24 protein-coding genes and 1 other RNA gene are annotated in these 24327 nt (G+C 51.9%); 16 read left to right on the forward strand and 9 right to left on the reverse strand.

Going from position 1 to position 24327, the window contains the following annotated elements:
- The first annotated feature begins 21 nt into the window (after positions 1-21).
- Positions 22-513 (forward strand): acyl-CoA thioesterase, encoded by a 492-nt coding sequence (locus tag J2T37_RS02325; protein ID WP_301286335.1) that lies wholly within the window; start codon positions 22-24, stop codon positions 511-513.
- A 48-nt stretch (positions 514-561) separates the two neighbouring features.
- Here J2T37_RS02325 and radA read toward each other — a convergent pair whose 3' ends face one another.
- Positions 562-1941, reverse strand: a complete 1380-nt coding sequence (radA, locus tag J2T37_RS02330) for a DNA repair protein RadA (RefSeq protein ID WP_253353588.1) — start codon at positions 1939-1941, stop codon at positions 562-564.
- Between the two features lie 113 nt (positions 1942-2054).
- Complete coding sequence (locus J2T37_RS02335) at positions 2055-2375, reverse strand: helix-turn-helix domain-containing protein (RefSeq protein WP_253353589.1); 321 nt, start codon at positions 2373-2375, stop codon at positions 2055-2057.
- A 237-nt stretch (positions 2376-2612) separates the two neighbouring features.
- On the opposite strand from J2T37_RS02335, the gene J2T37_RS02340 reads away from it, so the two are divergent.
- Positions 2613-3197 (forward strand): glycosyltransferase family 25 protein, encoded by a 585-nt coding sequence (locus J2T37_RS02340; protein ID WP_253353590.1) that lies wholly within the window; start codon positions 2613-2615, stop codon positions 3195-3197.
- Positions 3198-3304: 107 nt separating this feature from the next.
- On the opposite strand, the gene J2T37_RS02345 is transcribed toward J2T37_RS02340, so the two are convergent.
- Together J2T37_RS02345 and J2T37_RS02350 are read right to left on the reverse strand one after the other, a co-directional pair.
- On the reverse strand, positions 3305-4786 hold the full coding sequence (locus J2T37_RS02345; RefSeq protein WP_253353591.1) for a S41 family peptidase: 1482 nt from the start codon (positions 4784-4786) through the stop codon (positions 3305-3307).
- A 264-nt stretch (positions 4787-5050) separates the two neighbouring features.
- Positions 5051-6823 carry a peptidoglycan DD-metalloendopeptidase family protein gene (locus J2T37_RS02350; RefSeq protein WP_253353592.1) on the reverse strand — a complete coding sequence of 591 codons (1773 nt, stop codon included), beginning with the start codon at positions 6821-6823 and terminating at the stop codon, positions 5051-5053.
- 151 nt (positions 6824-6974) lie between these two features.
- On the opposite strand from J2T37_RS02350, the gene J2T37_RS02355 reads away from it, so the two are divergent.
- Genes J2T37_RS02355 through ruvX form a run of 3 tightly spaced genes read left to right on the forward strand, consistent with a single transcriptional unit; the run spans position 6975 to position 8540 of the window.
- Positions 6975-7523: a CreA family protein gene (locus J2T37_RS02355; RefSeq protein ID WP_253353593.1), complete on the forward strand. Its 549-nt coding sequence runs from the start codon at positions 6975-6977 to the stop codon at positions 7521-7523.
- Positions 7524-7531: 8 nt separating this feature from the next.
- On the forward strand, positions 7532-8074 hold the full coding sequence (locus tag J2T37_RS02360; protein ID WP_253353594.1) for a YqgE/AlgH family protein: 543 nt from the start codon (positions 7532-7534) through the stop codon (positions 8072-8074).
- Positions 8067-8540, forward strand: a complete 474-nt coding sequence (gene ruvX / locus J2T37_RS02365) for a Holliday junction resolvase RuvX (protein ID WP_253353595.1) — start codon at positions 8067-8069, stop codon at positions 8538-8540. The genes J2T37_RS02360 and ruvX overlap by 8 nt, the downstream gene beginning before the upstream one ends.
- A 75-nt stretch (positions 8541-8615) precedes the next feature.
- Here the strand turns inward: ruvX and ssrA are convergent.
- Positions 8616-8977, reverse strand: a transfer-messenger RNA (tmRNA) gene (gene ssrA / locus J2T37_RS02370).
- 287 nt (positions 8978-9264) lie between these two features.
- Here ssrA and J2T37_RS02375 point away from each other — a divergent pair.
- Positions 9265-9768: a DUF1841 family protein gene (locus J2T37_RS02375; RefSeq protein ID WP_253353596.1), complete on the forward strand. Its 504-nt coding sequence runs from the start codon at positions 9265-9267 to the stop codon at positions 9766-9768.
- A gap of 41 nt (positions 9769-9809) precedes the next feature.
- Here the strand turns inward: J2T37_RS02375 and radC are convergent, their stop codons facing one another.
- Complete coding sequence (radC, locus tag J2T37_RS02380; RefSeq protein WP_253353597.1) at positions 9810-10487, reverse strand: RadC family protein; 678 nt, start codon at positions 10485-10487, stop codon at positions 9810-9812.
- Positions 10488-10907: 420 nt separating this feature from the next.
- On the opposite strand from radC, the gene J2T37_RS02385 reads away from it, so the two are divergent.
- The 4 genes from J2T37_RS02385 (at position 10908) to J2T37_RS02400 (ending at position 14579) form a co-directional block, all read left to right on the forward strand.
- The gene (locus J2T37_RS02385) at positions 10908-12032 is read left to right on the forward strand and encodes an ABC transporter ATP-binding protein (protein WP_253353598.1); all 1125 of its coding nucleotides are present in this window, start codon (positions 10908-10910) and stop codon (positions 12030-12032) included.
- A gap of 16 nt (positions 12033-12048) precedes the next feature.
- Positions 12049-13026: an ABC transporter permease subunit gene (locus J2T37_RS02390; RefSeq protein WP_253353599.1), complete on the forward strand. Its 978-nt coding sequence runs from the start codon at positions 12049-12051 to the stop codon at positions 13024-13026.
- Positions 13026-13916, forward strand: coding sequence for an ABC transporter permease subunit (locus tag J2T37_RS02395; RefSeq protein WP_253353600.1), 891 nt, complete (start codon positions 13026-13028; stop codon positions 13914-13916). The genes J2T37_RS02390 and J2T37_RS02395 overlap by 1 nt, the downstream gene beginning before the upstream one ends.
- Before the next feature lie 96 nt (positions 13917-14012).
- Positions 14013-14579: a peptidylprolyl isomerase gene (locus tag J2T37_RS02400; RefSeq protein ID WP_253353601.1), complete on the forward strand. Its 567-nt coding sequence runs from the start codon at positions 14013-14015 to the stop codon at positions 14577-14579.
- Between the two features lie 97 nt (positions 14580-14676).
- On the opposite strand, the gene J2T37_RS02405 is transcribed toward J2T37_RS02400, so the two are convergent.
- Together J2T37_RS02405 and J2T37_RS02410 are read right to left on the reverse strand one after the other, a co-directional pair.
- Positions 14677-15099: a DUF4124 domain-containing protein gene (locus tag J2T37_RS02405; RefSeq protein ID WP_253353602.1), complete on the reverse strand. Its 423-nt coding sequence runs from the start codon at positions 15097-15099 to the stop codon at positions 14677-14679.
- 12 nt (positions 15100-15111) lie between these two features.
- Positions 15112-15300 (reverse strand): hypothetical protein, encoded by a 189-nt coding sequence (locus J2T37_RS02410; RefSeq protein WP_253353603.1) that lies wholly within the window; start codon positions 15298-15300, stop codon positions 15112-15114.
- Between the two features lie 102 nt (positions 15301-15402).
- Here J2T37_RS02410 and J2T37_RS02415 point away from each other — a divergent pair, with 102 nt between their 5' ends.
- The 3 genes from J2T37_RS02415 (at position 15403) to glyA (ending at position 19526) form a co-directional block, all read left to right on the forward strand.
- Complete coding sequence (locus J2T37_RS02415; RefSeq protein WP_253353604.1) at positions 15403-17031, forward strand: ABC-F family ATPase; 1629 nt, start codon at positions 15403-15405, stop codon at positions 17029-17031.
- Positions 17032-17283: 252 nt separating this feature from the next.
- Positions 17284-18075, forward strand: coding sequence for an NAD(+) synthase (gene nadE, locus J2T37_RS02420; RefSeq protein ID WP_253353605.1), 792 nt, complete (start codon positions 17284-17286; stop codon positions 18073-18075).
- 200 nt (positions 18076-18275) lie between these two features.
- Positions 18276-19526, forward strand: coding sequence for a serine hydroxymethyltransferase (glyA, locus tag J2T37_RS02425; protein ID WP_253353606.1), 1251 nt, complete (start codon positions 18276-18278; stop codon positions 19524-19526).
- A 169-nt stretch (positions 19527-19695) separates the two neighbouring features.
- On the opposite strand, the gene J2T37_RS02430 is transcribed toward glyA, so the two are convergent.
- Positions 19696-20670 carry a tRNA dihydrouridine synthase gene (locus J2T37_RS02430; protein WP_253353607.1) on the reverse strand — a complete coding sequence of 325 codons (975 nt, stop codon included), beginning with the start codon at positions 20668-20670 and terminating at the stop codon, positions 19696-19698.
- Positions 20671-20766: 96 nt separating this feature from the next.
- Between J2T37_RS02430 and J2T37_RS02435 the strand changes: the two genes are divergently transcribed.
- The 3 genes from J2T37_RS02435 to J2T37_RS02445 all read left to right on the forward strand — a co-directional run bounded on the left by J2T37_RS02435 (position 20767) and on the right by J2T37_RS02445 (position 24325).
- Positions 20767-21720, forward strand: a complete 954-nt coding sequence (locus tag J2T37_RS02435; protein WP_253353608.1) for a nucleoside hydrolase — start codon at positions 20767-20769, stop codon at positions 21718-21720.
- A gap of 89 nt (positions 21721-21809) precedes the next feature.
- Positions 21810-23369: a glycosyltransferase family 2 protein gene (locus J2T37_RS02440; RefSeq protein WP_253353609.1), complete on the forward strand. Its 1560-nt coding sequence runs from the start codon at positions 21810-21812 to the stop codon at positions 23367-23369.
- A gap of 194 nt (positions 23370-23563) precedes the next feature.
- Entirely contained in the window at positions 23564-24325 is a 762-nt protein-coding gene (locus tag J2T37_RS02445; RefSeq protein WP_253353610.1) for an endonuclease/exonuclease/phosphatase family protein, read from the forward strand.
- The last annotated feature ends 2 nt before the right edge of the window (positions 24326-24327 follow it).

Genomic DNA, 24327 nt, shown 5'->3' on the forward strand with positions numbered 1-24327 from the left:
CACATATCGAAAGAAAAAATCATGGAACAACGACACCACCATCTCCCCTCACACGAGCTCGTCATGTCCGAATTGATGATGCCCACCAATTCCAATTTCAGCGGCAATGTTCACGGCGGCGAACTGCTGCGGCGTCTCGATCAGGTCGCTTATGCCTGCGCCAGCAGTTACAGCGGGCATTACTGCGTAACCCTTTCCGTTGATAAAGTCTTGTTTAAAGAGCCAGTTCACATTGGGGAATTGGTCACTTTTTACGCCTGCGTCAATTACACCGGCCGCACCTCAATGGAAATCGGTATCCGCGTCGAAGCCAAAAACATCCGTACCGGCGAAGTGCGCCATACCAACAGCTGCTACTTTACGATGGTCGCCATCGACAACGGCAAGCCGGTGCCCGTGCCGCCGCTGGAAATCAAAAACGAACGCCAGCGCTGCCGCTATGAAAAAGCCAAGCAACGCCGTGCGGCCGGTTTGCAAAATCAAAACCCCTGCTCTGAAACGCCAAAAGCGTAGCAGCAGTCAAATTAACAAAGGCCGTCTGAATTTTCAGACGGCCTGATTTCAATTATCTACATTACGGCAAACATCAATCGCCTCTTGCAAACTGGCGACCCCGAAAATCTCCAAACCTGGAAATTCGTTGCGATGGCGCGGTAAATTAGCTTTGGGCACGATGGCGCGTTTGAAGCCGAGTTTTTCCGCTTCTTTCAAGCGCTCCTGCCCACGCGCCACGGGGCGCACTTCGCCGCTCAAACCGATTTCGCCAAAAGCCACCATTTTTTCCGGCAGCGGGCGGTTGCGGAAGCTGGACAACATCGCCAGAATCACCGCCAAATCCGCCGCCGGTTCGCCGATTTTGACCCCGCCGACGGCGTTTAAAAACACATCCTGATCGAAGCAGGCAATGCCGCCATGCCGGTTTAACACCGCCAGCAGCATGGCAAGGCGGTTTTGCTCGAGGCCGACGGTCAGGCGTTTGGGCGTAAAGCCGTGCGCATCATCCACCAACGCCTGAATTTCCACCAACAGCGGGCGCGAACCTTCTTGCGTAACGAGTACGCACGAGCCGGGCACGTCATCGCGGTAGCTGGCGAGAAAAATCGCCGACGGATTGGACACACCTTTCAAGCCGGCTTCGGTCATGGCAAATACGCCTAACTCGTTGGCTGCGCCGAAACGGTTTTTAATCGCGCGTATCATGCGGTAGTTGGAATGCTGATCGCCCTCGAAATACAAAACGGTATCCACCATATGCTCCAGCACGCGCGGGCCGGCGATGGCGCCATCTTTGGTCACATGCCCCACCAAAATCATGGAAATACCCATCTGCTTGGCCATGCGCGTCAGTTGCGCCGCGCATTCGCGCACCTGCGATACCGAGCCGGGCGCAGACGTGATTTGATCGGAATACATGGTTTGAATCGAGTCGATAACCACTACTTGCGGTTCGTGCTGCTTCAATGCCGTCTGAATCGCCTCCATGCGGATTTCCGCCAGAAGGTTCACGCCTTCCGTGGGCAGGTCCAACCGCTGCGCACGCAAGGCCACCTGTTGCGCCGACTCCTCGCCCGATACATACAATACCTTGCGCGTTTGCGCCATTTTCGCAATGGTTTGCAGCAGCAGCGTGGATTTACCGATGCCGGGATCGCCGCCGAGCAAAATCACCGCACCGTCCACCAGCCCGCCGCCCAGCACGCGGTCGAGTTCGCCCATGCCGGTCGGATTGCGCGGCACTTCGGCAGCGGTGACTTTTGCGAGCGACTGCACTTGCGAGGTATCCGCCGCCCACGATTGGAAACGCGCGTTTTTCGGCTCAGGAGCGGCAAGGCTCTCCTGCAAGGTGTTCCATTCGCCGCAATGCGGACATTTGCCCTGCCATTTCGGGGCGGTGCCGCCGCATTCGGTGCATTGGTAGAGGGTTTTCGGGGCTTTGGCCATTGGGTTTTCCGATAGGGTTTTTCTGTAAGCAGGCTATTATACGGCAAAGGCCGTCTGAAAAATATTTTCAGACGGCCTTTGCTTATTCTGTTTTTAATCTTTCCACCATCATTTCAACCATGCGAATCATCAGCATTCTGTCTTCCGCATCCAGCGATTGAAATCAGCGAATCGACATAACCGCTTTGGTCTTGCGTTCGTGGGCTGCTTTCTCCGAGTAAATCGGAAGCGGAACAATTGAAAATCTCCGCCAACTCGATCAGTCGCATGACATTGGGCATGATAATTCCGCGTTCGATACGGGAGATGGTTTCATTACCTATTTCTAATTTTTCTGCAATTTGCTCTTGAGTAAAGCCACTTTTCTGCCGTTGTCGGGCAATCGCTTTGCCGATGGCCTTATTGATGTCTTGGGTTTTTAAATGATTCGTCATAGCTCGCTCCATAAACTGCATGGTCGGCTACTTACTTATTTTGATTAAGGACTTTTAAATACGATAATTAGTCATTTAAATACGAATTTAAATATTATTAGGCGTGAAAAGTCTTATGATTAAAACATATGTGATTACCTTGTCAACAGAGCAGGCGCGCAATCGACATATCTGGGCAGAGTGCGATAAATGCGGGTTAAATCCTTTGCTTCTTGAAGCAGTAGATTTGAGACAGAAGTGAGGCAACTATCGGCATTGCCTTCACATAAACCAAAGAGGAAGCGGCGATGGCTTTCTAAAGGAGAGGTTGGGTGTGCATTAAGCCATCAAATGGCATATCAGCATATTTATAACAGTAATGAAAAATATGCTTTGATTTTGGAAGATGATGCGGAATTTATTGCCTCTCCCTTAGAAATTCTTGATGAGACTGTGTTGGATAGTATATTGATACAATATGAATTTGATGTATTGCTGATTGGTTATGTGAAAAAGAAACAACAGGAGCTGAAAGATTATTTTGATTGTGTCCCGATTAAAAAACGAGCAGAAATTACTTTATCCGATAGCAAATTGCAGTTTGGTACTCCGTGGGCTCAATACGCTTCGGGAACAGTCGCATATATCGTGACAAAGAGAGGCGCTGAAAAACTCATGGCTGCGAATGCAGTACCTTGTGTGACGGCTGACGATTATCTGTATTTTGAGCAATTTTACGGTGTTCGCGTATTGCATTATCGTCCGACTTTTGTTTTGGAATCAGATGATTTTAAAAGTACGTTAGGTAATGATAGGATTAAGAAGAAAAAATTTGGTCATTGATTTGTCCGCATAGTAAAAGGTCGGCTGAAAAATTTTGCAATGAATTATGTAGGATTAAAATAGCAAATGCCGTCTGAAATTTTCAGACGGCATTTTATCGGGTGTAATTACTCTTTATCGGTGGTGCTTTCTTTTTTCGGCGCAGGTTTCTTCGCCGCCAAGCCTAAAGATTTCTGCCATTCGGCCGGATTTTTTACCAGCTCCAAGGCTTTGCGCAGTTGGTCGTCTTTGGCTGGATTCGGAATACGGCGGGACGAAAGGTCTTCGTCTTTATCCTTGCTGTTTTTACCGGACTTGGCTTTGTCGGCGGCCTTTTCCGCTGCGGGTGGCGCGTTGTCGGTGTCGATTTTCCCGTTAACGTCTTCGCCGCCCAGCGGGTTGCCGATATGACCAATCAGGTCAGCCTCGCGGCTTTCATACAGGCGGTCTTTGTCTTTCACTTCCACATCCGGCACAATGCCCTGCGCCTGAATCGAACGGTCGTTCGGCGTGTAATATAAAGCGGTGGTCAGTTTGACCGCGCTGCCGTTGGACAGCGGAATCACGGTTTGCACCGAGCCTTTGCCGAAGCTTTGCGTACCGACAATCACGGCGCGTTTGTGGTCTTGCAGCGCACCGGCCACAATTTCGGAAGCAGAAGCCGAGCCGGAGTTGACTAAAACGGTCAGCGGGACGGTTTTCAGCTCTGCGGGCAGACCGTCGAGAGGATCTTTACCGGCCGCCATCATGTAATCTTCCGGCGTGGCTTTCAAAACCATACCGGCTTTGCCGTCGCGCCCTTTGGTGCTGACGACATTCGAGCCGCTCGGCAGGAAGGCGGCGGATACGCCGACGGCGCCGGTCAGCAGGCCGCCGGGATCGTCACGCAAATCCAAAATCACGCCTTTGAGCGGGCCTTTGTTTTGTTTTTCCAGCGCTTGCGCGGCTTCTTTCACGCTTTCCACGGTACGTTCTTGGAACTGGCTGACGCGGATGTAGCCGTAGCCCGGCTCGAGCAGGTGGGAACGCACGCTTTTGACTTTGATGATGGCGCGGGTCAGGTTGACGATAATGGGTTTGTCGGCATTTTTGCGCGACAGGGTCAGGGTGATTTTGGTACCCGGTTTACCGCGCATTTTTTTCACGGCTTCGCTGACGGTCATACCGCGCGTGGCAACATTGTCGATTTTGACGATGAAGTCGCCGCTTTTCACGCCCGCACGGTCGGCCGGCGTATCTTCAATCGGCGAAATCACTTTGATAAAGCCGTCTTCCTGACCGATTTCCATGCCCAAACCGCCGAACTCGCCGCTGGTGGATTCTTTCAGCTCGGAATAGCCTTTTTTGTCCATGTATTCGGAATGCGGATCGAGGTCGGCCACCATGCCTTTCATGGCGCCTTCAAACAGCTCGGCATCGGATTTGTCTTGGTAGTAGTTGGCTTTGATTTGGCCGTACACTTCCGCCATGGTGCGGATGGACTGCACCGGCAGGGATTCTTTGCTGCTGTCTTTATCGGCGGCGAAACTTTGTACGCTCAAGCTGAGGGCAACTCCGCTGAACGCGCCCAAGGTGTAGAGTGCGACTTTTTTCAAAGTGGATTTTGACATTGTGGCTGGCTTTCTCTCTTTATTTAAAAGCGTTTTTCAGACGGCCTTGCCTTATTGGGGGCAAGGCCGTCTGAAACTTTATGCGATTCGGCGCGTGGAAACAACCGTTTCAAAGTAAAAAATTGCTAGGGTTGTGGTATCAGTGTGTAGGGTGGGCAACTTAGTTGCCCACTATTTCCAAAATAAAGTGGAGGAGAATATGCGGTGGGCAACAAGTTGCCCACCCTGCGTATCTAGGATATTCCCATTCCAATTCCAAGCGTATCAGCTGATCCACGACAAGGGATTCATATTTTGGCCGTGGTAGCGGATTTCAAGATACAGGCCTTCGCCCGCATCGGGCAATGAGCCGCTGACGCCGATTTTGTGACCCTGTCCGACATTATAGCCTTTGGCAACAGTGATTTCGCTCAGGCCGGAATACACGCTGACATAGTCGTCGCCATGATCGACCACCACCACATTGCCGTAGCCTTCCAAGCTGCCGGCATAGACTACTGTACCGGCGGCAATGCTACTGACCGCCGTTGGCGCGGTTTGGTAAAACACGCCTTTCCAGACATCGCCGCCACTGCGCGGTTGACCGAACAAACCGGAGAGCAAGCCGTTAACCGGTTTTTTCAGACGGCCTTGCATGCGGCTGAAACTGTTGGGGCTGCTGATGGCAACATAATTAGCCGAAGTCGGCGCTTGCAGTTTCATGTCGTCTTCGGTCAGATTGGACATGGCGGCGCGTTCTTCTGCCGCTTTTTGCTCGGCGGCTTTGGCTTTACGCGCTTTTTCGGCTGCAGCCAAACGCGCTTCGGCGGCTTTTTTGCGCTGCTCGGCTTCTTTTTTACGTTGCTCGGCTTTTTGTTTGTCGAGGTCGCTTAAAAGATTGTTCAGGCGTTGCTCGTCGTCTTTACGCTTGCCGGCTTGTTTGGCTTCTTTTGCCATTTGCGCGTTTTGACGGCGGCTTTCCGCTTGTTCGGCAGAATTGTTGACGCCTTGTTTTTTTAAGGCCGCTTGCGCGTTGCTTTGCAGTTTTTTCAGATAACCCAGTTCGGCATTGATTTTGCGCTCTTGCGCCGCAAGCTGATTTTGCTGCTTGCCTAAGTCTTTGACCACTTGCTCATTGGCCGCGTTGATGTAGCGGGTATAGCGCAGGAAACGGGTTTTCTGGCCGGGCTCGGCATTTTTCAAAAACAGCGCCACGGCGTTGGGCTGGCTGTTTTTATAATTGCCTGATACAAAGCGGGAAATTTGCGCACGGGTATTGGAAACTTCGGCTTTCAGACGGCTTAAGTCGGTATCCAATTTTTGCAGCTTCGCCCATGCGTCGCGCTGCTGGCGGTTGATGTTTGCCAAGCTCAGGCGGGTTTGCTGCAATTCTTTCAGATTGGCGTTGACGCGCACCAAAAAGCCTTCGGTGCGTTTGTTTAACGCCTTTTTCTCTTCCAAATCGTTGGTAGCGGCGCTGACGGCGGCACGCAGTTCGTCTGAATCCGAACTAGCAGCGGCAGATTTTTTTGCAACGGATTTTTTCTCCTTCGCCTCATCGCCATCTTTGGTCTTGCTCTTGGCGCGGCTGTTTTTTACCGTTTGCTTTTTGTTGTCGTCATCAGCGACTTTGTCAGCAGCTTTGGCTTTGCTTTTCCCGGCTTTCGTTTCTGACTTGGTTTCTGCGGTTTTGTTCGCTTTAGGCGCCGCTGCATTTTTTTTGCTTTTGCCGGTTTTGCTGTCGTTCTGTTCTTCGGTGGCAGCTTTGGCTTTAGTGTTTTTATCTTTCAGCGACGTTTTATCTTTATTACTGCTTTTGCTTTCTTTGCTACTCTTGGCGCTTTTCTTTGTGTCGTCTTGGCCGTCTGAATCTTTTTTACTGCTTTTGGCTGTCGCTGCTTTTTTACTGCTTTCTTTCGGCGCAGCTTCCGCAGCGGCTTTTTTGGTTTTCACCGTTTTTTTAGCCGCAGCCGCCTTTTCTTTCGGCGTATCGTTGGCTGCGAAAGACGGTACGGAAAAACACAGCATCAGGGCGAGTAAGAGGGGTTTGTAACGCATGGCAGGGTCTTGAAATAGAAAAAAGGCAACAAGGCGTGATTATACCTGTTTGTCAGGCCGTCTGAAAACGATATTCGCAATGCTTGCAATTTGGGCAGACAGGCTTTATATATAAAGGCACTCATCTTCTTTTTTCCAACAGGATTCCATCATGCAAAAAATCTGGGCAGTCGCAGCGGCGGCTTTGTTATTGGCAGCGTGCGGCGGTAATGAAGCCGACAAAATCGGCCGCGCCAGCACCGTATTCCATATGCTCGGTAAAAACGACCGTATCGAAGTCGAAGGCTTCGATGATCCGGATATGCAGGGCGTATCCTGCTATATTTCCTACGCCAAAAAAGGCGGTTTGAAAGAAACCGTAAATTTGGAAGAAGATGCCAGCGACGCTTCCGTGTCCTGTGTTCAGACGGCCAATATTATCCGCTATAACGAAGCAGCCGTTACCAAACCGAGAGAAGTGTTCAAACGCAGCGCCAGCGTCGCGTTTAAGAGCCAGCAGATTATCCGCTACTACGACCCGAAACGTAAGGCATTTGCCTACTTGGTGTATAGCGACAAAATTGTTCAGGGTTCGCCGAAAAATTCTTTAAGCGCCATCTCTTGTTTCAACGGCACCAGTGCTGACAGCAAAGAAGCGGCCAGCCTGCCCAACAGCCAAATCCACGGCTCATGCATTATTGAAACCACTCCAGCAAAATAAGCAGATCTATGAATCTTACCAACCATTTCCTGATTGCCATGCCTGATATGGACGATCCGTTTTTTACCGACAGCGTTGTGTATATATGCGAACACAACGATGACGGCGCTTTAGGCATTGTCATCAACAAACCCTCCCCGATTACCATGGACATGATTTTTGCCGCCTCCGGCCGCAATATCCCGCAGCGCATGCAGCATGACAGTGTAATGATGGGCGGGCCGGTACAGATTGACCGGGGATACGTGTTGCACACGCCTATCGGCGATTGGCAGAACAGCATGATTGTCACCGACGACATTGCCCTGACCTCATCCCGAGATGTGATTGAAAATATTACCGAAAACGTAGATAAGGCATTGGTCAGTATCGGCTATTCCAGCTGGCGCAAAGGCCAGTTAGAGCGCGAGTTGGCCAACAACGGCTGGCTGACCGTTCCTGCCGACGAGCATATTTTGTTTGATGTTCCTTACGAACACCGTTATGCCGCCGCCTTTGCTAAACTGGGTTTCAGCCCCAGCGCACTGGCCGCAGGAGCCGGACATGCTTAAAGCAGTACGCGGCACTACCCTTGCTTTTGATTTCGGCGAAACCCGTATCGGCGTCGCGCAAGGCGATGCCGAACTTGGCATTGCACACCCCTTGGCAACAGTAACCGGCAACAGTAACGAAGCCAAATTCGAAGCCATCGCCAAATTGGTAAAAGAATGGCAGCCCGCGCAATTTGTGGTCGGGCTGCCCACGCATACCGACGGTACGGAGCACGAATTAACCCGCCTCAGCCGCAAATTCGGCCGCCGCTTGAACGGACGCTTTAATCTGCCCGTATATTGGGTGGACGAGCGCCTATCATCTTTATACGCCGAAAGCCTGCTGGCCGAAGCGCAGGTATTCGGCCGCAAGCAAAAAGCCGTACTTGATCAGGTAGCGGCGCAGGCGATTTTGCAGGGATTTTTTGAAGGCGGTGCAGCGGAATATTTCAATGGACGGGAAAATGGTGAAAACAATGAGACTTGATTTAACCTGACCCCATTCCATTGCTAATAAAAAAGCGCAAATCCATTTGGCTTGGATTTGCGCTTCTGTTTATTTTGGTGGAGGCGGGGGGAATTGAACCCCCGTCCGAAAGTCCTCTACAAAGCGTTCTACATACTTAGTCTTGCCTACTTGAAATCTTATTCCCCTTGCGCCGACAGACAGGCTCTTGGGAAACCAGTTACCTTAAATCTTATCCCCTGCCAAGTAACCCGACAGAGAACCAGTCAATGTAAAATGACGTTGCGGTAGTCTAAGCTACACAGCCCATTGACCAACTGTTGCAACGGCAGGCCTTAAGCGGCCAGTGCGTAAGTTTCGTCGTTTGCGACTATTTAGATTCAGTGTTTTACGGGAATCTGAGACCCCGGTATGCCCGCATCTGCTTCGCAACCCCCGTCGAAACCAAGATCGCCCCCTGATAGGAATAGGCGATTATACGCGGATTATGCTTTTTTGCCAACGCCATCGCAGGCCGTCTGAAAAAACGGCTGTATGGCAAAAGAGAAAACCTTTAAACTGTCGCCTTGGTGCTAGGGTCTGTTGGCATTTCATCACACGGTATCTTTTCGGCGAAAATCTGCTTCGCGGATGGAATGTCAACAAACCCTACGATACCAAACAAGCAGAATAAATTGTTTCAGACGGCCTTGGGTATAACAGGCCGTCTGAAAATGTAAAGCATAAAATACAGGATACACACCACATGTATGACGTAAACACCCACGATGTGCGCCGTTTTTTTGCCCATGTCTGGCAGCAGCGGCTGCTGCCCTTGCAGCTGGACGGTTTGCAGCAGAAAGCCTTGCGCATTATCGAGGCGCATCCCGAATATGCGCATTATTTGGACGATATTGAAAATTATCTGGATAAAAACTGGCTGCCGGAAAACGGCGAGAGCAATCCGTTTTTGCATATGTCGCTGCATTTGTCTTTGCAGGAACAGGCGGCGATTGACCAGCCGCCGGGCATACGGGCGATTCACAACCAACTGTGCGCCCGTTACAACGATGATTGGGTGCGCGCGGAACACGAGATGATGGACGCTCTGGCAGAAACACTATGGGAAGCGCAGCGTTACGGACGCGGTTTGGATGTGAACGCTTATATGACGCGCCTGCGCAAGCTGGTGGGTTTGGGGCAGGAAGATGAGGAGCGGATTAACCCGCACGAAGTGGGTCTGTCGGATAAGATTAGCGAACGAAAATAAACCATGCCGTCTGAAAATATCGGGTTTCAGACGGCATTTGCTTATTCCATCCACCCGCCTGCCCTCAGAGAACATGTCTCCTGCGCGGTAACGATGAAGTGGTCGAGCAAATCAATCTCCACTAAATCCAAAGCCTGCTGCAAACGGCGGGTAAACGCAATATCTTCTTCAGACGGCCTGGCCGAACCGCCGGGATGGTTGTGGGCAAAAATTACTGCTCCTGCGTATTCATCCAAGGCCAGCTTGACGATTTCGCGGATATACACAGTATTTTCCGCTACCGTACCGCGCGAGAGTTCGCGCATGCTAATCAGCTGGTTTTGCCGGTTGAGCAGCAAGGCGGCGCTGATTTCGACTTTTTCATGCCCCAAATGCAGGCGCAGGTAATCGGCGACGGTATGCGGGCGGCTGAACACTATATTCTGCTGCAATTCTTCGCCCAATATGCGCCGCCCGATTTCTTTTACCACGGCAAATTGGGTGTAGCTGGCCGTACCCATACCCTTATAGGCCGACAATGCTTTAACCTCCGCGCTCATCAGTTTGCCGAGGCTGCCGAATTCGTTTAACAGATAACGCGCCAAGTCCACCGCGCTCATGCCGCGCGTTCCCACCCTCAATAAAATTGCCAAGAGCTCGGCATCGCTAAGCGCACTTGCGCCGCGTTGCAGCAGCTTTTCGCGCGGCCTCTCTCCTTGCGGCCATTGCTTAATACTCATGTCTCGACTTAATATTTTCTCCGTAATGATTACGAATTTAGCGTATTTGGAATAAATGTCAAACGAAAAATGCCGTTTACATGCCAGCGGGTATAAAGCGTTGTATCGGCAGAACACTATCCGGCAAATCCGGCGGTAACCTAAATTTAATATTGCCCCTGCCCCAGGTAGGCTAATATAATGGCAAGTTCGCTTGGAAACTTTATCCACCGTTGAAAATGACACGGCGGATTTGCCTGACTGCCTCCAGCTGCGTAGAAATGGCCGTTTCCCGCCCCGTGCTGCCCGTGCGCTTTTCAAGGCTTTTTTCAGACGCCTCTATGCCGTCTGAAACGCCCCGCCAGCAATCAAACAGCTTGTTATCACCCATCGAAAATCCGTTTTGCCGGTACTCGTCTTTTACTTTGGAGTATTGCCATTATGACCGCAAATGCTGCGTCTTCAGCCAAACCTTACTTACAGATTCAGGGTTTGGTGAAAAAATTTGGTGACAATTACGCTGTCGATAACATCGACTTGGACATCTACCAACATGAAATCTTCGCCCTTTTGGGCAGCTCGGGTAGCGGCAAATCCACGCTGCTGCGCATGCTGGCGGGCATGGAGAGTCCGAATCAGGGCAAAATCATCCTCGACGGTCAGGACATTACCAAACTGGCGCCGTATGAGCGCCCGATTAACATGATGTTCCAAAGCTACGCCCTCTTCCCGCACATGAGCGTGGAGCAGAATATCGCTTTCGGTTTGAAACAAGACAAAATGCCCAAAGGCGAAATCGACGCACGCGTGGAAGAAATGCTGCGCTTGGTGCAAATGACCAAATACGCCAAACGCAAACCGCACCAGCTCTCCGGCGGCCAGCAGCAGCGTATCGCGCTGGCCCGCAGTTTGGCCAAGCGCCCGAAACTGCTGCTGCTCGACGAACCTTTGGGCGCGTTGGATAAAAAATTGCGCCAGCAAACCCAGTTTGAATTGGTCAACACGCTGGAGCAAGTGGGCGTAACCTGTATCATGGTGACCCACGACCAAGAAGAAGCCATGACCATGGCGACCCGCGTGGCGATTATGTCGGAAGGCCAGCTGCAACAAGTTGGCACACCGGGCGACGTGTATGACTATCCCAACAGCCGCTTTACCGCCGAATTTATCGGCGAAACCAATATTTTCGACGGCGTAGTGATTGAAGACCATGCCGATTATGCGGTTATCGAGTGCGAAGGCTTGGACAAACACGTGCGCATCGACCACGGTTTGGGCGGCCCATCCGAGCAGGATTTGTGGGTCAGTATCCGTCCGGAAGACATTGATTTATACAAAGAAAAACCGGATACGCTGGGCGAATACAACTGGGCGCAGGGTACGGTTAAAGAAATCGCCTATCTGGGCAGCTTCGCCATTTACCATATCCAGCTGCCCAACGGCCGCGTGATTAAGAGCCAAGTGCCCGCGCCTTACTGGTATGTGCGCAACATCACACCGCCGACTTGGGACGAAACCGTGTATGTGAGCTGGCCGGAAAACCAACCGACCCCGTTGTTCCGCTAATTGAGGGAATATCGAGATGAACTTGAAAACCTTAAAAAACAAGCTGTTCCCCCATCGCGGACGAGGTGCGGTCATTGCCGTGCCGTATATTTGGCTGCTGGTTTTGTTTTTGATTCCGTTTGCGATTGTGTTGAAAATCAGCTTCGCGGAGCAGGAAATCGCCATTCCGCCGTTTACGCCGCTGACTTCGGTTGACGAAGACTTAGGCCGTCTGAATATCGCCATCAGCTATCAAAACTATGCCGATATTTTCCAGAATTTCTGGGCGACTTTGGGGCAGATGCTCAATCCTTTCAGCAGCAGCAACGGTGAAAACATCTATCTTCTGACCTACTGGTCTTCGATTAAAACCGCGCTGACAACCACCATTATCTGCCTGCTGATTGGCTATCCGACCGCTTATGCCATTTCGCGTGCCAAACCCTCGGCTCGCAACGGCCTCTTGCTGGCGATTATGCTGCCGTTTTGGACATCTTTCCTGCTGCGCGTGTATGCGTGGATGGGCTTGCTCGGCCACAACGGGATTGTCAATAATATGCTGATGGATTGGGGAGTCATTAAAGAGCCATTGGATTTGTTTTACAACGCCTTTTCCCTGAATCTGGTGATGGTGTATGCCTATCTGCCGTTTATGATTCTGCCGCTTTACACCCAGTTGGTAAAATTAGACAGCCGCCTGCTTGAAGCCGCCTCCGATTTGGGCGCAGGGCCGATTAAGTCTTTCTTTACCATTACCCTGCCCTTATCCAAAACCGGCATTATTGCCGGCTCTATGCTGGTATTCGTACCGGGGGTGGGCGAATTTGTGATTCCCGAATTGGTCGGCGGCTCGGAAAACCTGATGATTGGTAAAGTCTTGTGGCAGGCGTTCTTCGACCAAAACAACTGGCCGCTGGCTTCCGCTGTGGCGGTGGTGATGGTGGCGCTCTTGGTGGTGCCGATCGCCCTGTTCCAACGCTATGAAAACCGCGAAATCGAAGAAGGAAGCAAATAATGCAGAAAAACAAATTGTCTTGGTTTTTGAAGCTGATGCTGCTGTTTGCTTTGGCATTCTTGTATATCCCGCTGGTGGTGCTGGTGGTTTATTCGTTTAACGAATCCAAGCTGGTGACCGTCTGGGGCGGTTTCTCAACCAAATGGTACGGCGCGCTGCTGCAAAACGACACCATTCTCGAAGCGGCTTGGCTGTCGCTGCGCATTGCGCTGGTATCGTCGCTGGCGGCAGTGGTATTGGGTACGCTGGCGGGTTACGCGATAGCGCGGATTAAGCGTTTTCGCGGCAGCACGCTGTTTGCCGGCATGATCTCCGCGCCGATGGTGATGCCCGACGTGATTACCGGCTTGTCCATGCTGCTCCTAATTATTCAGGTGCAGATGTTCCTGCAAAACAGCGAATGGCTGCAATGGCTGTATTTTGACCGCGGCTTTTTTACCATTTTCTTGGGGCACACGACTTTGTGCATGGCCTACATTACCGTGGTTATCCGCTCGCGCCTGATTGAGCTGGATCAATCGCTGGAAGAAGCAGCGATGGACTTGGGCGCGCGGCCATTGAAAATCTTTTTCGTGATTACCCTGCCGCTGATTGCGCCTGCGATTGCCTCCGGCTTCCTGCTGGGCATTACCCTGTCGCTGGACGACTTGGTAATTACCTCCTTCCTCTCCGGCCCGGGTTCTTCCACCCTGCCGCAGGTGATTTTCTCCAAAATCAAACTCGGCCTCGACCCGCAGATGAACGTGTTGGCAACGATTTTAATCGGCATCATCGGCACACTGGTCATCGTCATCAACTATTGGATGATGCGCCAAGCCACCAAACGCGAACGCGAAGCTGCCGAAGCCTATAAACAGGAGCAACTGGCTGCGGAGCAAGCCGCATCGTAAAACAGTAATGTTTGTTGCCAAAGGCCGTCTGAAAAATCGTTTTCAGACGGCCTTTTACGTTATAATCTTTCCATTACACAACCCATGCAAAACATCATGCAAAAAACATTGAAAACTTTATCCGGCGTGTTCATGCTTGTTGCCGCGCTGTCTGCCCAAGCCGAAACCCGCGCCGTGATTGAAACCAATCTGGGCAATATCGGTTTGTCGCTGGACGAGACCAAAGCACCGAAAACCGTTGCCAATTTCGTTAATTATGCCGAAAAAGGCTTTTACGACAATACCGTGTTCCATCGCGTAATTGACGGTTTTATGATTCAAGGTGGCGGTTATTCGGCTGATTTAAAAGAAAAAAATACCGACAAAGCCATTACTAACGAAGCGGACAACGGCTTGAAAAATACTGTCGGCACCATCGCCATGGCGCGTACTGCCAATCCGAATTCCGCCACCAGCCAATTTTTCATCAATACCGCCGACAACCATTTTCTAGACTTTAAAAACCGAACCACGCAAGGCTATGGTTATGCCGTATTCGGCAAAGTCACTTCCGGCATGGACGTTGTGCGCAAAATCAGCAAAATTCCGACCGCCTCACGCGGCATTCATCCGAATCTGCCTACTCAAACGGTCATCATCAAAAAAGTGGACATTATCCGCTAAACGGTTTATTCCGATAATATTGAGGCCGTCTGAACATTCCACATCCTTGCATGGAATATTCAGACGGCCTCGGTATATCGCTCTTACCTTAATATCTTCAATTTCCGCTTTCCGCCAGTGCCGCATCCAGCTTGTCTTGCGCCGCCTTAACCGCGTCTTCCAAGCCTTGTATCCGCGCCAAATAGCGCACGTAATTGCGCTCGTTGCCATAGCGTACTTTCTTGCCCTCTTCCAAAGCCTGCTGCGCTTGCGCCAATTCCTGCCGTGCGGCGGTTACTGCAGCATTTTTCTGAACGACCGAGTTGTCTTGCTCTCTAACCGGTGACGATACGGCCGGTGCGCGGTACACCGGCGCAGAAGTATAAACCGATGGCTTGCCGATGTTGCTGGCTTTGCAGTTACCGCCGCCGTCTTGCGTATAAACCTTGTGTCCCGATTTATCGGTACATTCGTAAATTGTCGCAGCCTGCGTTACGCCGACGAAAGCCAAACTCAAAAGCAATATGCTGATTTTTTTCATCTTTATCTTTCTCTAAAACCACAGCCACCATGCCAGCAGCAAAGCCGCAATCATCACCAGATTGGCAATCACAATCGGTTTCCAGCGTATCGGCCGCTGCTGTACCCTCCCGCTGCGGCGGACATAAAAAAACGGACTGAGCAGCATGGAAGCGGCACACAGCAAAATAATGACGAAATAATGAATTTTCTCGTTTTCCACGTCACACTCCGTTTCAGACGGCCTCGAGGCAAGCCCGAAAAGCTAAAATATGCTACAATTCCGCCTGATTATAACACTCTATTTCCAAAGGTTTTACCAATAATGATTTCTACCAACGGCATTACCATGCAGTTCGGCGCCAAGCCGCTGTTTGAAAACGTATCCGTCAAATTCGGCGAAGGCAACCGCTACGGCTTAATCGGTGCCAACGGCTCGGGCAAATCCACTTTTATGAAAATCCTCGGTGGCGATTTGGAGCAGACCGCCGGTGAAGTGGCGATTGAAAACGGCGTGCGCTTGGGTAAGCTGCGCCAAGACCAGTTTGCCTACGAAGACATGCGCGTGTTGGATGTGGTGATGATGGGGCACACCGAAATGTGGGAAGCGATGACGGAGCGCGACGCGATTTACGCCAACCCGGAAGCCACCGAAGATGACTACATGCACGCGGCCGAGCTGGAAGCCAAGTTTGCCGAATACGACGGCTACACCGCCGAAGCGCGTGCCGCCGAATTATTAAGCGGCGTGGGCATTTCCGAAGACCTGCACAACGCGCTGATGAGCGAAGTCGCCCCCGGTTTCAAGCTGCGCGTATTGTTGGCGCAGGCGCTGTTTTCCAAACCCGACGTGTTGCTGCTCGACGAACCGACCAATAACTTGGACATCAACACCATCCGCTGGCTGGAAGGCGTGTTGAACCAATACGATTCGACCATGATCATCATCTCGCACGACCGCCACTTTTTGAACGAAGTGTGCACCCACATGGCCGACTTGGATTACAACACCATCACCATTTACCCGGGCAACTACGATGACTACATGCTGGCTTCCGCCCAGTCGCGCGAGCGGGCGATGAAAGACAACGCCAAAGCCAAAGAAAAACTGCAAGAGCTGCAAGAATTTGTGGCGCGTTTCTCCGCCAACAAATCCAAAGCGCGTCAGGCCACCAGCCGTCTGAAACAGGCCGACAAAATCAAAGCTGAGATGGTGGAAGTCAAGCCCTCTACCCGCCAAAACCCGTATATCCGCTTTGAAGCCGACGAAAAGGCCAAGCTGCACCGTCAGGCCGTGGAAGTGGAAGGCTTGGCCAAACGCTTTGAAACCCAGTTGTTTAAAAACCTCAATTTCATTTTGGAAGCCGGCCAGCGCCTGGCCATCATCGGCCCCAACGGTGCGGGTAAGTCCACCCTGCTGAAATTGTTGGCCGGTGCGTATGACGCGCAATATTCAGACGGCCTCACCGCCGACGCGGGTAGCATCAAATGGGCGGAAAAAGCCAAAATCGGCTACTACCCGCAAGATCATGAAAACGACTTCGATGTCGATATGGACTTGAGCGAATGGATGCGCCAATGGGGTCAGGAAGGAGATGACGAGCAAGTGATTCGCGGCACGCTCGGCCGTCTGCTCTTTGGCAGCAACGATGTGGTGAAAAAAGTGCAGGTGCTCTCCGGCGGCGAAAAAGGCCGTATGCTTTACGGCAAACTGCTGCTGTTGAAACCCAACGTCTTGATTATGGACGAACCGACCAACCATATGGACATGGAAAGCATCGAATCACTCAACATGGCCTTGGAAAAATACAACGGCACGCTGATTTTCGTATCGCACGACCGCCAGTTTGTATCGTCATTAGCCACCCAAATCATCGAGCTTGACGGCAAAGGCGGCTACGAGCATTATCTGGGCGACTACGAAAGCTATCTGGAGAAAAAAGGCTTGGTGTAAACCTTTTACCTTATTTCTCAACGTTAAAAGGCCGTCTGAAACGGGATTCCGTTTCAGACGGCCTTTTTTTTCAATTAATTAATTGCTTAGGCATACAGTCGGATAATAGGCCAATCTAAACCCAATAGGTTGTAGCCGCAACCCTCCTTCATTTGCTTTGAAAACTTCTCCCCTCTTACGTGAACACCTTTCAGACGGCCTGAAAACGCGCTATATTAACGCCATCCGTACAACTTTATCAGGAATTGCCACATGCAAACCCAAGCCGTTATCCGCCATATTACCGATTGGTTGAAAAACTACGCCGAGACAGCCCGCGCCAAAGGTTTTGTCGTCGGCGTATCCGGCGGTATTGATTCGGCAGTGGTTTCCACGCTGGCGGCGCAAACCGGTTTGCCGGTTTTATTGTTGGAAATGCCCATCCGCCAGCAAGCCGACCAGGTTAGCCGTGCGCAAGAGCATATCGAAAATTTGAAACAGCACTTTGACAACGTACAAGGGTTTAGCGTGGATTTAACGCCGACCTTCGATACTTTCGCCGCTACCGTTGAAGTTGATGAAAGCGCGTTTCCCAACAAACAGCTTGCCTTAGCCAACGCCCGTTCGCGCCTGCGTATGGTCACGCTGTATTACTATGGCCAACTGCATAATCTGCTGGTGACCGGCACGGGCAACAAAATTGAAGATTTCGGTGTTGGCTTTTTTACCAAATACGGCGACGGCGGTGTCGATATTAGCCCGATTGCCGATTTAACTAAAACCCAAGTGTATGCGTTGGCTGCCGAATTGGGCGTTTCCCAAGCCATCCGGCAGGCCGTGCCGACCGACGGCTTATGGGATACCGAGCGCACCGACGAGCAGCAGATGGGCGCAACTTATCCCGAATTGGAATGGGCGATGAGCGTTTACGATACCCACCAGTCCGCCAATTTCGACGGCCGCCGGCGCGAAGTTTTGGAAATCTATACCCGCCTGCACCGCGCCATGCAGCATAAAGTCAATCCGATTCCTGTCTGCACCATTCCGCCGGAATTATTGGATTAAACGCATATTGTTTGATATGAAACAAAGACAGCCGCCGCGTTGCGCAGGCCATCTGAAAAGGCCGTGGTTTCAGACGGCCTTGCTGCTTTTTTATTCTTTCCCGCGTTGTTGACAATTTCTATAATTTTGATAAATTGCTAAAGATTGCTTTTTGCAATGCCGCAGTATCCCTTCCCATCTACTACAAAAGGATAATCAACATGTTCTCAAAAAGCGTTACCATTGAAAAATTTGACCCCGAACTGGCCGCTGCGATTGCCGGTGAAGTGACCCGCCAACAGGACCACGTTGAACTGATTGCCTCTGAAAACTACGTCAGCTGCGCCGTCATGGAAGCCCAAGGCTCGCAACTGACCAACAAATATGCCGAAGGTTATCCGGGCAAGCGCTACTACGGCGGTTGCGAATATGTCGATATTGCCGAAAATCTGGCGCTTGAGCGCGTTAAAAAACTGTTTGGCGCAGAATACGCCAACGTGCAGCCTCACTCCGGTTCGCAAGCCAACCAAGCCGTATATGCTTCCGTATTGAAACCGGGCGACACCATCTTGGGCATGAGCCTGGCGCACGGCGGCCACCTGACCCACGGCGCCAGCGTCAACATTTCCGGTAAATTATACAATGCTATTACTTACGGCTTGGACGAAAACGAAGTATTGGACTACGCCGAAGTCGAACGTCTGGCTTTGGAACACAAACCGAAAATGATTGTGGCCGGTGCCTCTGCTTATTCTTTGGAAATCGACTGGGCGAAATTCCGCGAAATCGCCGACAAAGTAGGCGCTTACCTGTTTGTCGATATGGCGCACTACGCCGGTCTGATTGCCGCCGGCGAATACCCCAGCCCCGTACCTTACGCCGATTTCGTGACCACCACCACCCACAAAACCCTGCGCGGCCCACGCGGCGGCATTATTTTGTGCCGCGACAACACCCACGAAAAAGCCTTGAATTCCGCCATCTTCCCGAGCTTACAAGGCGGCCCGCTGATGCACATCATCGCCGCCAAAGCCGTGGCCTTTAAAGAAGCGCTGCAACCGGAATTTAAAGAATACGCCAAACAAGTGAAAGTCAATGCCGCTGCAATGGCCGAGGAATTGGTTAAACGCGGTCTGCGTATTGTTTCCGGCCGCACCGAAAGCCACGTATTCCTGGTTGACCTGCAACCGATGAAAATTACCGGTAAAGCCGCCGAAGCCGCGCTGGGCAAAGCCAACATTACCGTTAATAAAAACGCCATTCCAAACGACCCGGAAAAACCGTTTGTCACCTCCGGTATTCGTATCGGCGCTCCGGCCATGACCACTCGCGGCTTTGACGAAGCAGATGCCCGCAAACTGGCCAATTTGGTTGCCGACGTTTTGGAAAATCCGGAAGACGAAGCCAACTTAGCGCGTGTACGCGAGCAAGTGACTGCATTGTGCGAAAAAAATCCGGTTTACGGCGCGTAAATCCTGATTTAAATGCCGCATAGCAAGAGGCCGTCTGAAACAAATAAATGTTTCAGACGGCCTTTTTGTATTTAACGTAATTTCGGATAGTCAATTCGGCAATCACGCCCCATACTTGAATAATAAGCCGTAAGGCAGAGTAAAACGGTTCTCAGACGGCCTTTCCAACTCAAGCCATATCGCTTTTCAATTCTTCTTCAAACGCCACCAAAATCCGTTTCACCTCATCTGCCTCCTTAACCGCCCTTACCCGCTCAAACAAATCCTGCGCTTGGGCAAATTCCTTTTTCATCATGCCCAGCCATTGTTTCAGCCGTGCCACGGGATATTTATTGTTGGCTTCTTTCGCCAAACACAAATCAAAAAATAAGTTAATCCAGCCCGCAACTTCAGCAAAATCCGTTTCTTTAACCGCTTCACCGCGCTCGTATTGTTTAATCTGCCGCGCCAAATCAGGGCGGATAACCGCGCCGCGTCCCAACATCACGCTGTCGCAGCCGCTGGCTGCTTTAATACCGATATAATCTTGCAGAGTAAACACATCGCCGTTGGCCGTAACCGGAATCGCCACTGCTTCACGGATTTTGCGCACCCAATCCCAATGCGCAGGCGGTTCGTAACCCTCTACTTTGGTACGCGCATGAACCGTCAGCCTGCATGCGCCGCCCTCGGCAATCGCCGCCGCGCATTCCAAAGCGCGGCTGGTATCTTCAAAACCCAGCCGCATTTTACCGGTCAGCGGGATATGCGCAGGCAGACGCTGGCGCAGCGTTTGCACGATTTGAAAAATCAATTCCGGCTCTTTGAGCAATACCGCCCCGCCTTTGTGTTTATTGACCGTCGGCGCGGGACAGCCGAAATTTAAGTCGATTTTATCCGCGCCAAAGCGCACCGCTTCCAGCGCGTTGACCGCCATATTGTCGGCGTCGCTACCCAAAATCTGTACGGTACACGGCACCCCGGCAAAGGTTTTATTGCCGTTGGCGATTTCCGGCACATATTTCAGCCAAGTCTGGCGCGAATGCACCGTGTGCGTAATGCGCACAAATTCGCTGACGCATTCGTCGTAACCGCCGATACGGGTCAGCAAATCGCGCATAATATCGTCGCACAAGCCCTGCATGGGCGCCAAAATCAGTTGCATAGTCAAAAAAGGCCGTCTGAAAAATGAAGTGCGTATTGTATCCGTATATCGGTTAAAATACATCCTATCCGAACTTACCCCTTCGCAGGTTTCCGCATGACTGAAAAAATCCGCCTGATTATCGACACCGACCCCGGCCAAGACGACGCCGCCGCCATTTTGATGGCGCACGGTTTGGCTAAACGCGGTTTGATTGATTTTATCGCCCTGACTGCCGTGGCCGGTAATGTGGGTGTCCACTATACCGCCACCAACGCCCGCATTATCTGCGACTGGGCGGGGCGGGAAGATTTTCCCGTGTATGCGGGCGCGGCCAAGCCGCTGCTGCGGCCGCTGTTTACAGCCGAAGAAGTACACGGCAAAACCGGCTTGGACGGCGTGGAACTGCATGATCCCGTTTGCCCTTTGCAGCCGCAGCATGCCGTGAATTTTCTGATTGACACTTTGCGCCAAGCCGAAGACAACAGCATTACCATTTGCCCCATCGGGCCGCTGACCAATATCGCGCAAGTGTTCAGCCTCGCTCCGGATTGTGCTCGCGCCATCAAGCAGATTGTGCTGATGGGCGGCAATTATTTTGAAGCGGGCAATGTCACACCGGCCGCCGAATTTAACTTTTTCGTTGACCCGCACGCGGCGCAAATCGTCTTGCAAAGCGGCGCGCCGATTGTGATTTTGCCATTGGACGTGACCCACAAAGCGCAAATCACCACCGAACGCATGGATGTCTTGCGCCACTTCGACAACGCCAACGGCCCGCGCCTGGCGGGTATTTTGCAAAGCTACGAGCGTTTCGATATTCAAAAATTCGGCTTGGACGGCGGCCCGCTGCATGACCCCTGCGCCATTACTTACGCCGCGTTTCCCGAATTTTTCAGCGGCCGCGACTGCCATGTCGCCGTGGAAACCCAAAGCGAGCTGACCCTCGGCGCTTGTGTGGTCGATTGGTGGGGCACTACCGGCCAAACGCCCAATGCGCGTTGGATTACCGAAGTCGATGCCGACCGCTTGTTTGCCCAATTGGCCGAATCGGTAAAACAACTGCCGTAAACCTTTTCATTTAACGCATTTCATTTATAGGTATAGGCAGGCAATGCCACGCGGCATTACCGCCCCATTTTTCAGACGGCCTGATTTTTATGACCCAACGTATCCCCGCCACCGCCGCTATGCTGGTGAAAAATTCCGAACGCTATCTTGCCGAAGTATTGACCGCTTTGGCCGATTTCGATGAGGTTTTGCTGCTCGACAACGGCTCAACCGACCGTACATTCGACATTGCGGCGCAGTTTGCCAATGTCAGCTATTACAAACATGATTTTATCGGCTTCGGCCCGATGAAAAATCTGGCGGCGCGTTTGGCGCAAAACGATTGGATTTTCAGCATAGACAGCGATGAAGTGGCTGACAGCGAATTGATTGAGACCGTCCGCGCGGCGGTAGCCGAAAATCAGCCGCAGGCGGTGTATTCCCTGTCGCGCCTGAACCATTACCACGGCCGTCTGATAAAATCCTGCGGCTGGTATCCCGACATCATTCCGCGCCTGTATCATCGCGGCTTTACCCGCTTTTCCGACCGACAGGTGCACGAAGCGTTAGTTTTGCCGTCTGAAACAGTCAAGCAGCGGCTGGGCGGCTTTCTCAAGCATTATTCCTTTGACAACGCCGAAGGGCTGATTCAAAAAATGCAGCAATACAGCACGCTGTATGCCGAAGAAAACCGCTACAAAAAAGCCGCTTCGCCGTGTAAAGCGCTGCTGCACGGCGGCGTGTCATTTGCCAAAAACTATCTGCTCAAACGCGGTTTTGCCGACGGTTCAGACGGCCTGACCATTTCCGTGGCCAATGCGCAAGGCTCGTATTACAAATACATCAAACTTTACGAGCGCAACCGCGAGCTGACCGTCTCGCTGATTATCACCACCTACAACCGCCCCGACGCGCTGGATTTGGTGCTCAAATCCGCGCTGGCGCAAACCCGTCTGCCCGATGAAATCATCATTGCCGACGACGGCTCGACGCAGGAAACGGCGGAGGTGGTGGATTTTATCAAACGCCGCACCGGTGTTCCGATAAAACACACTTGGCGCCCCGACGACGGTTTCCGCGCTGCCGAAGCGCGCAACCGCGCATTAGCGGCGGCAAGCTGCGATTACATCATTATGATAGACGGTGATATGCTGCTTGATCCCTCGTTTGTCGCCGACCATATAAAAATGGCCTTAAAAGGCCGTCTGATACAGGGTTCCCGCGTCATGCTGACACCGCAGCGCACGCAGGATATTTTAGACGCAGGCGAACTGCCGCGCCTGAGCGTGTTTGACAGCGGCATTGAAAAACGCGCCTCCACCCTGCGCTGCCGTTGCTTATCTGCCCTGGTCGGACACAAAGGCAGCCAAAACCACAAAGGCATCAAAACCTGCAACATGGGCTTTTTCCGCGCCGATGCGCTGGCGGTCAACGGCTTTGACAACGAATTTGTCGGCTGGGGGCGCGAAGACAGCGAATTTGTCGCCCGCTGCTACCACAATGGCATGAAACGCCACAACCTCAAATTTGCCGGTATCGCCTGCCATCTCTACCACCGCGAATCCGAACGCGACGCTCTGCCGCAAAACGACGCGCGTTTGCAGGGAACCCTCAATACCCGCAAAATCCGCTGCGACAACGGCGTGGATGCGTTTTTACCCGAAGCGTAAATACCTGCCAAGGCCGTCTGAAAAACCTTATTTCAAACCGTTCGCATACCAACCGGGTCGGATGATTCCAAAATCTGACCCGTTTTCAGACGGCCTACGCGCCTGATAAAATTTTACCTATCCCGTTCAAAAGCCAACCTTGGCGGTGCTATACTTAAATAACAGAATAAAAACCGCACACAGTGAGGCGTATTATGTCCCCCCGCCCCGTTACCGTTACCTCTTACAATATGCATAAAGGCATGTCGGCGCTCAACCGCAAAGTCCAACTCGACAGCATGGCCGACGAGCTGAAAAGTTTGCATTCCGATGTTTTGTTTTTACAGGAAGTGCAAGGGCAAAACCTGATTCGCAGCAACAAACGCGCCGATTTTCCCGATTCGCCGCATTACGATGTTGTTGGCGACCGTTTGGCCTTTAATCGCAGCTACGGTAAAAATGCCGTGTATCCCGAAAAACACCATGGCAACGCCATTCTCAGCCACCTGCCGATTGATACCCGCAATAACCTCGATATCAGCGTCAACAAGCTGGAGCAGCGCGGCGTGTTGCATTGCGAAGTATTGCCCGAAGGCTGGGAAACGCCGTTGGTGTGCCTTTGCGCCCACCTCAACCTGCGCGAGCCCGACCGCGTCAAACAATATCAAGCCATTTTTGAATATGTCAGCCAGCAAGTGGATGCCCACAGCCCGCTGATTATCGCCGGCGATTTCAACGATTGGCGGCAAAAATCCGCCCTATCTTTGGGCAAGGCTTTGAATTTGGACGAAGTGTTTGTGGACAGCAACGGCAAACGCCCGAAAACCTTCCCTGCGCGTATGCCGGTATTGAGCCTCGACCGTGTTTACACCCGCAACCTCGATATTATCGAAACCCAAATCCACAACGGCAAAAACTGGCAGAAACTCTCCGACCACCTGCCCCTGAGTGTCAAAGTCAAGCCGAAGCTGCCTTGATT

The organism is Neisseria perflava (genome assembly GCF_024170405.1).
In the GTDB taxonomy this organism is placed as follows: domain Bacteria; phylum Pseudomonadota; class Gammaproteobacteria; order Burkholderiales; family Neisseriaceae; genus Neisseria; species Neisseria perflava_B.

Excerpts from the sequence above, each read along its gene's own strand:
- J2T37_RS02325 (WP_301286335.1), top strand. The coding sequence starts at position 22 with ATGGAACAACGACACCACCATCTCCCCTCACACGAGCTCGTCATGTCC.
- radA (WP_253353588.1), bottom strand. The coding sequence starts at position 1,941 with ATGGCCAAAGCCCCGAAAACCCTCTACCAATGCACCGAATGCGGCGGC.
- J2T37_RS02335 (WP_253353589.1), bottom strand. The coding sequence starts at position 2,375 with ATGACGAATCATTTAAAAACCCAAGACATCAATAAGGCCATCGGCAAA.
- J2T37_RS02345 (WP_253353591.1), bottom strand. The coding sequence starts at position 4,786 with ATGTCAAAATCCACTTTGAAAAAAGTCGCACTCTACACCTTGGGCGCG.
- J2T37_RS02350 (WP_253353592.1), bottom strand. The coding sequence starts at position 6,823 with ATGCGTTACAAACCCCTCTTACTCGCCCTGATGCTGTGTTTTTCCGTA.
- J2T37_RS02355 (WP_253353593.1), top strand. The coding sequence starts at position 6,975 with ATGCAAAAAATCTGGGCAGTCGCAGCGGCGGCTTTGTTATTGGCAGCG.
- J2T37_RS02360 (WP_253353594.1), top strand. The coding sequence starts at position 7,532 with ATGAATCTTACCAACCATTTCCTGATTGCCATGCCTGATATGGACGAT.
- ruvX (WP_253353595.1), top strand. The coding sequence starts at position 8,067 with ATGCTTAAAGCAGTACGCGGCACTACCCTTGCTTTTGATTTCGGCGAA.
- J2T37_RS02375 (WP_253353596.1), top strand. The coding sequence starts at position 9,265 with ATGTATGACGTAAACACCCACGATGTGCGCCGTTTTTTTGCCCATGTC.
- radC (WP_253353597.1), bottom strand. The coding sequence starts at position 10,487 with ATGAGTATTAAGCAATGGCCGCAAGGAGAGAGGCCGCGCGAAAAGCTG.
- J2T37_RS02385 (WP_253353598.1), top strand. The coding sequence starts at position 10,908 with ATGACCGCAAATGCTGCGTCTTCAGCCAAACCTTACTTACAGATTCAG.
- J2T37_RS02390 (WP_253353599.1), top strand. The coding sequence starts at position 12,049 with ATGAACTTGAAAACCTTAAAAAACAAGCTGTTCCCCCATCGCGGACGA.
- J2T37_RS02395 (WP_253353600.1), top strand. The coding sequence starts at position 13,026 with ATGCAGAAAAACAAATTGTCTTGGTTTTTGAAGCTGATGCTGCTGTTT.
- J2T37_RS02400 (WP_253353601.1), top strand. The coding sequence starts at position 14,013 with ATGCAAAAAACATTGAAAACTTTATCCGGCGTGTTCATGCTTGTTGCC.
- J2T37_RS02405 (WP_253353602.1), bottom strand. The coding sequence starts at position 15,099 with ATGAAAAAAATCAGCATATTGCTTTTGAGTTTGGCTTTCGTCGGCGTA.
- J2T37_RS02415 (WP_253353604.1), top strand. The coding sequence starts at position 15,403 with ATGATTTCTACCAACGGCATTACCATGCAGTTCGGCGCCAAGCCGCTG.
- nadE (WP_253353605.1), top strand. The coding sequence starts at position 17,284 with ATGCAAACCCAAGCCGTTATCCGCCATATTACCGATTGGTTGAAAAAC.
- glyA (WP_253353606.1), top strand. The coding sequence starts at position 18,276 with ATGTTCTCAAAAAGCGTTACCATTGAAAAATTTGACCCCGAACTGGCC.
- J2T37_RS02430 (WP_253353607.1), bottom strand. The coding sequence starts at position 20,670 with ATGCAACTGATTTTGGCGCCCATGCAGGGCTTGTGCGACGATATTATG.
- J2T37_RS02435 (WP_253353608.1), top strand. The coding sequence starts at position 20,767 with ATGACTGAAAAAATCCGCCTGATTATCGACACCGACCCCGGCCAAGAC.
- J2T37_RS02440 (WP_253353609.1), top strand. The coding sequence starts at position 21,810 with ATGACCCAACGTATCCCCGCCACCGCCGCTATGCTGGTGAAAAATTCC.
- J2T37_RS02445 (WP_253353610.1), top strand. The coding sequence starts at position 23,564 with ATGTCCCCCCGCCCCGTTACCGTTACCTCTTACAATATGCATAAAGGC.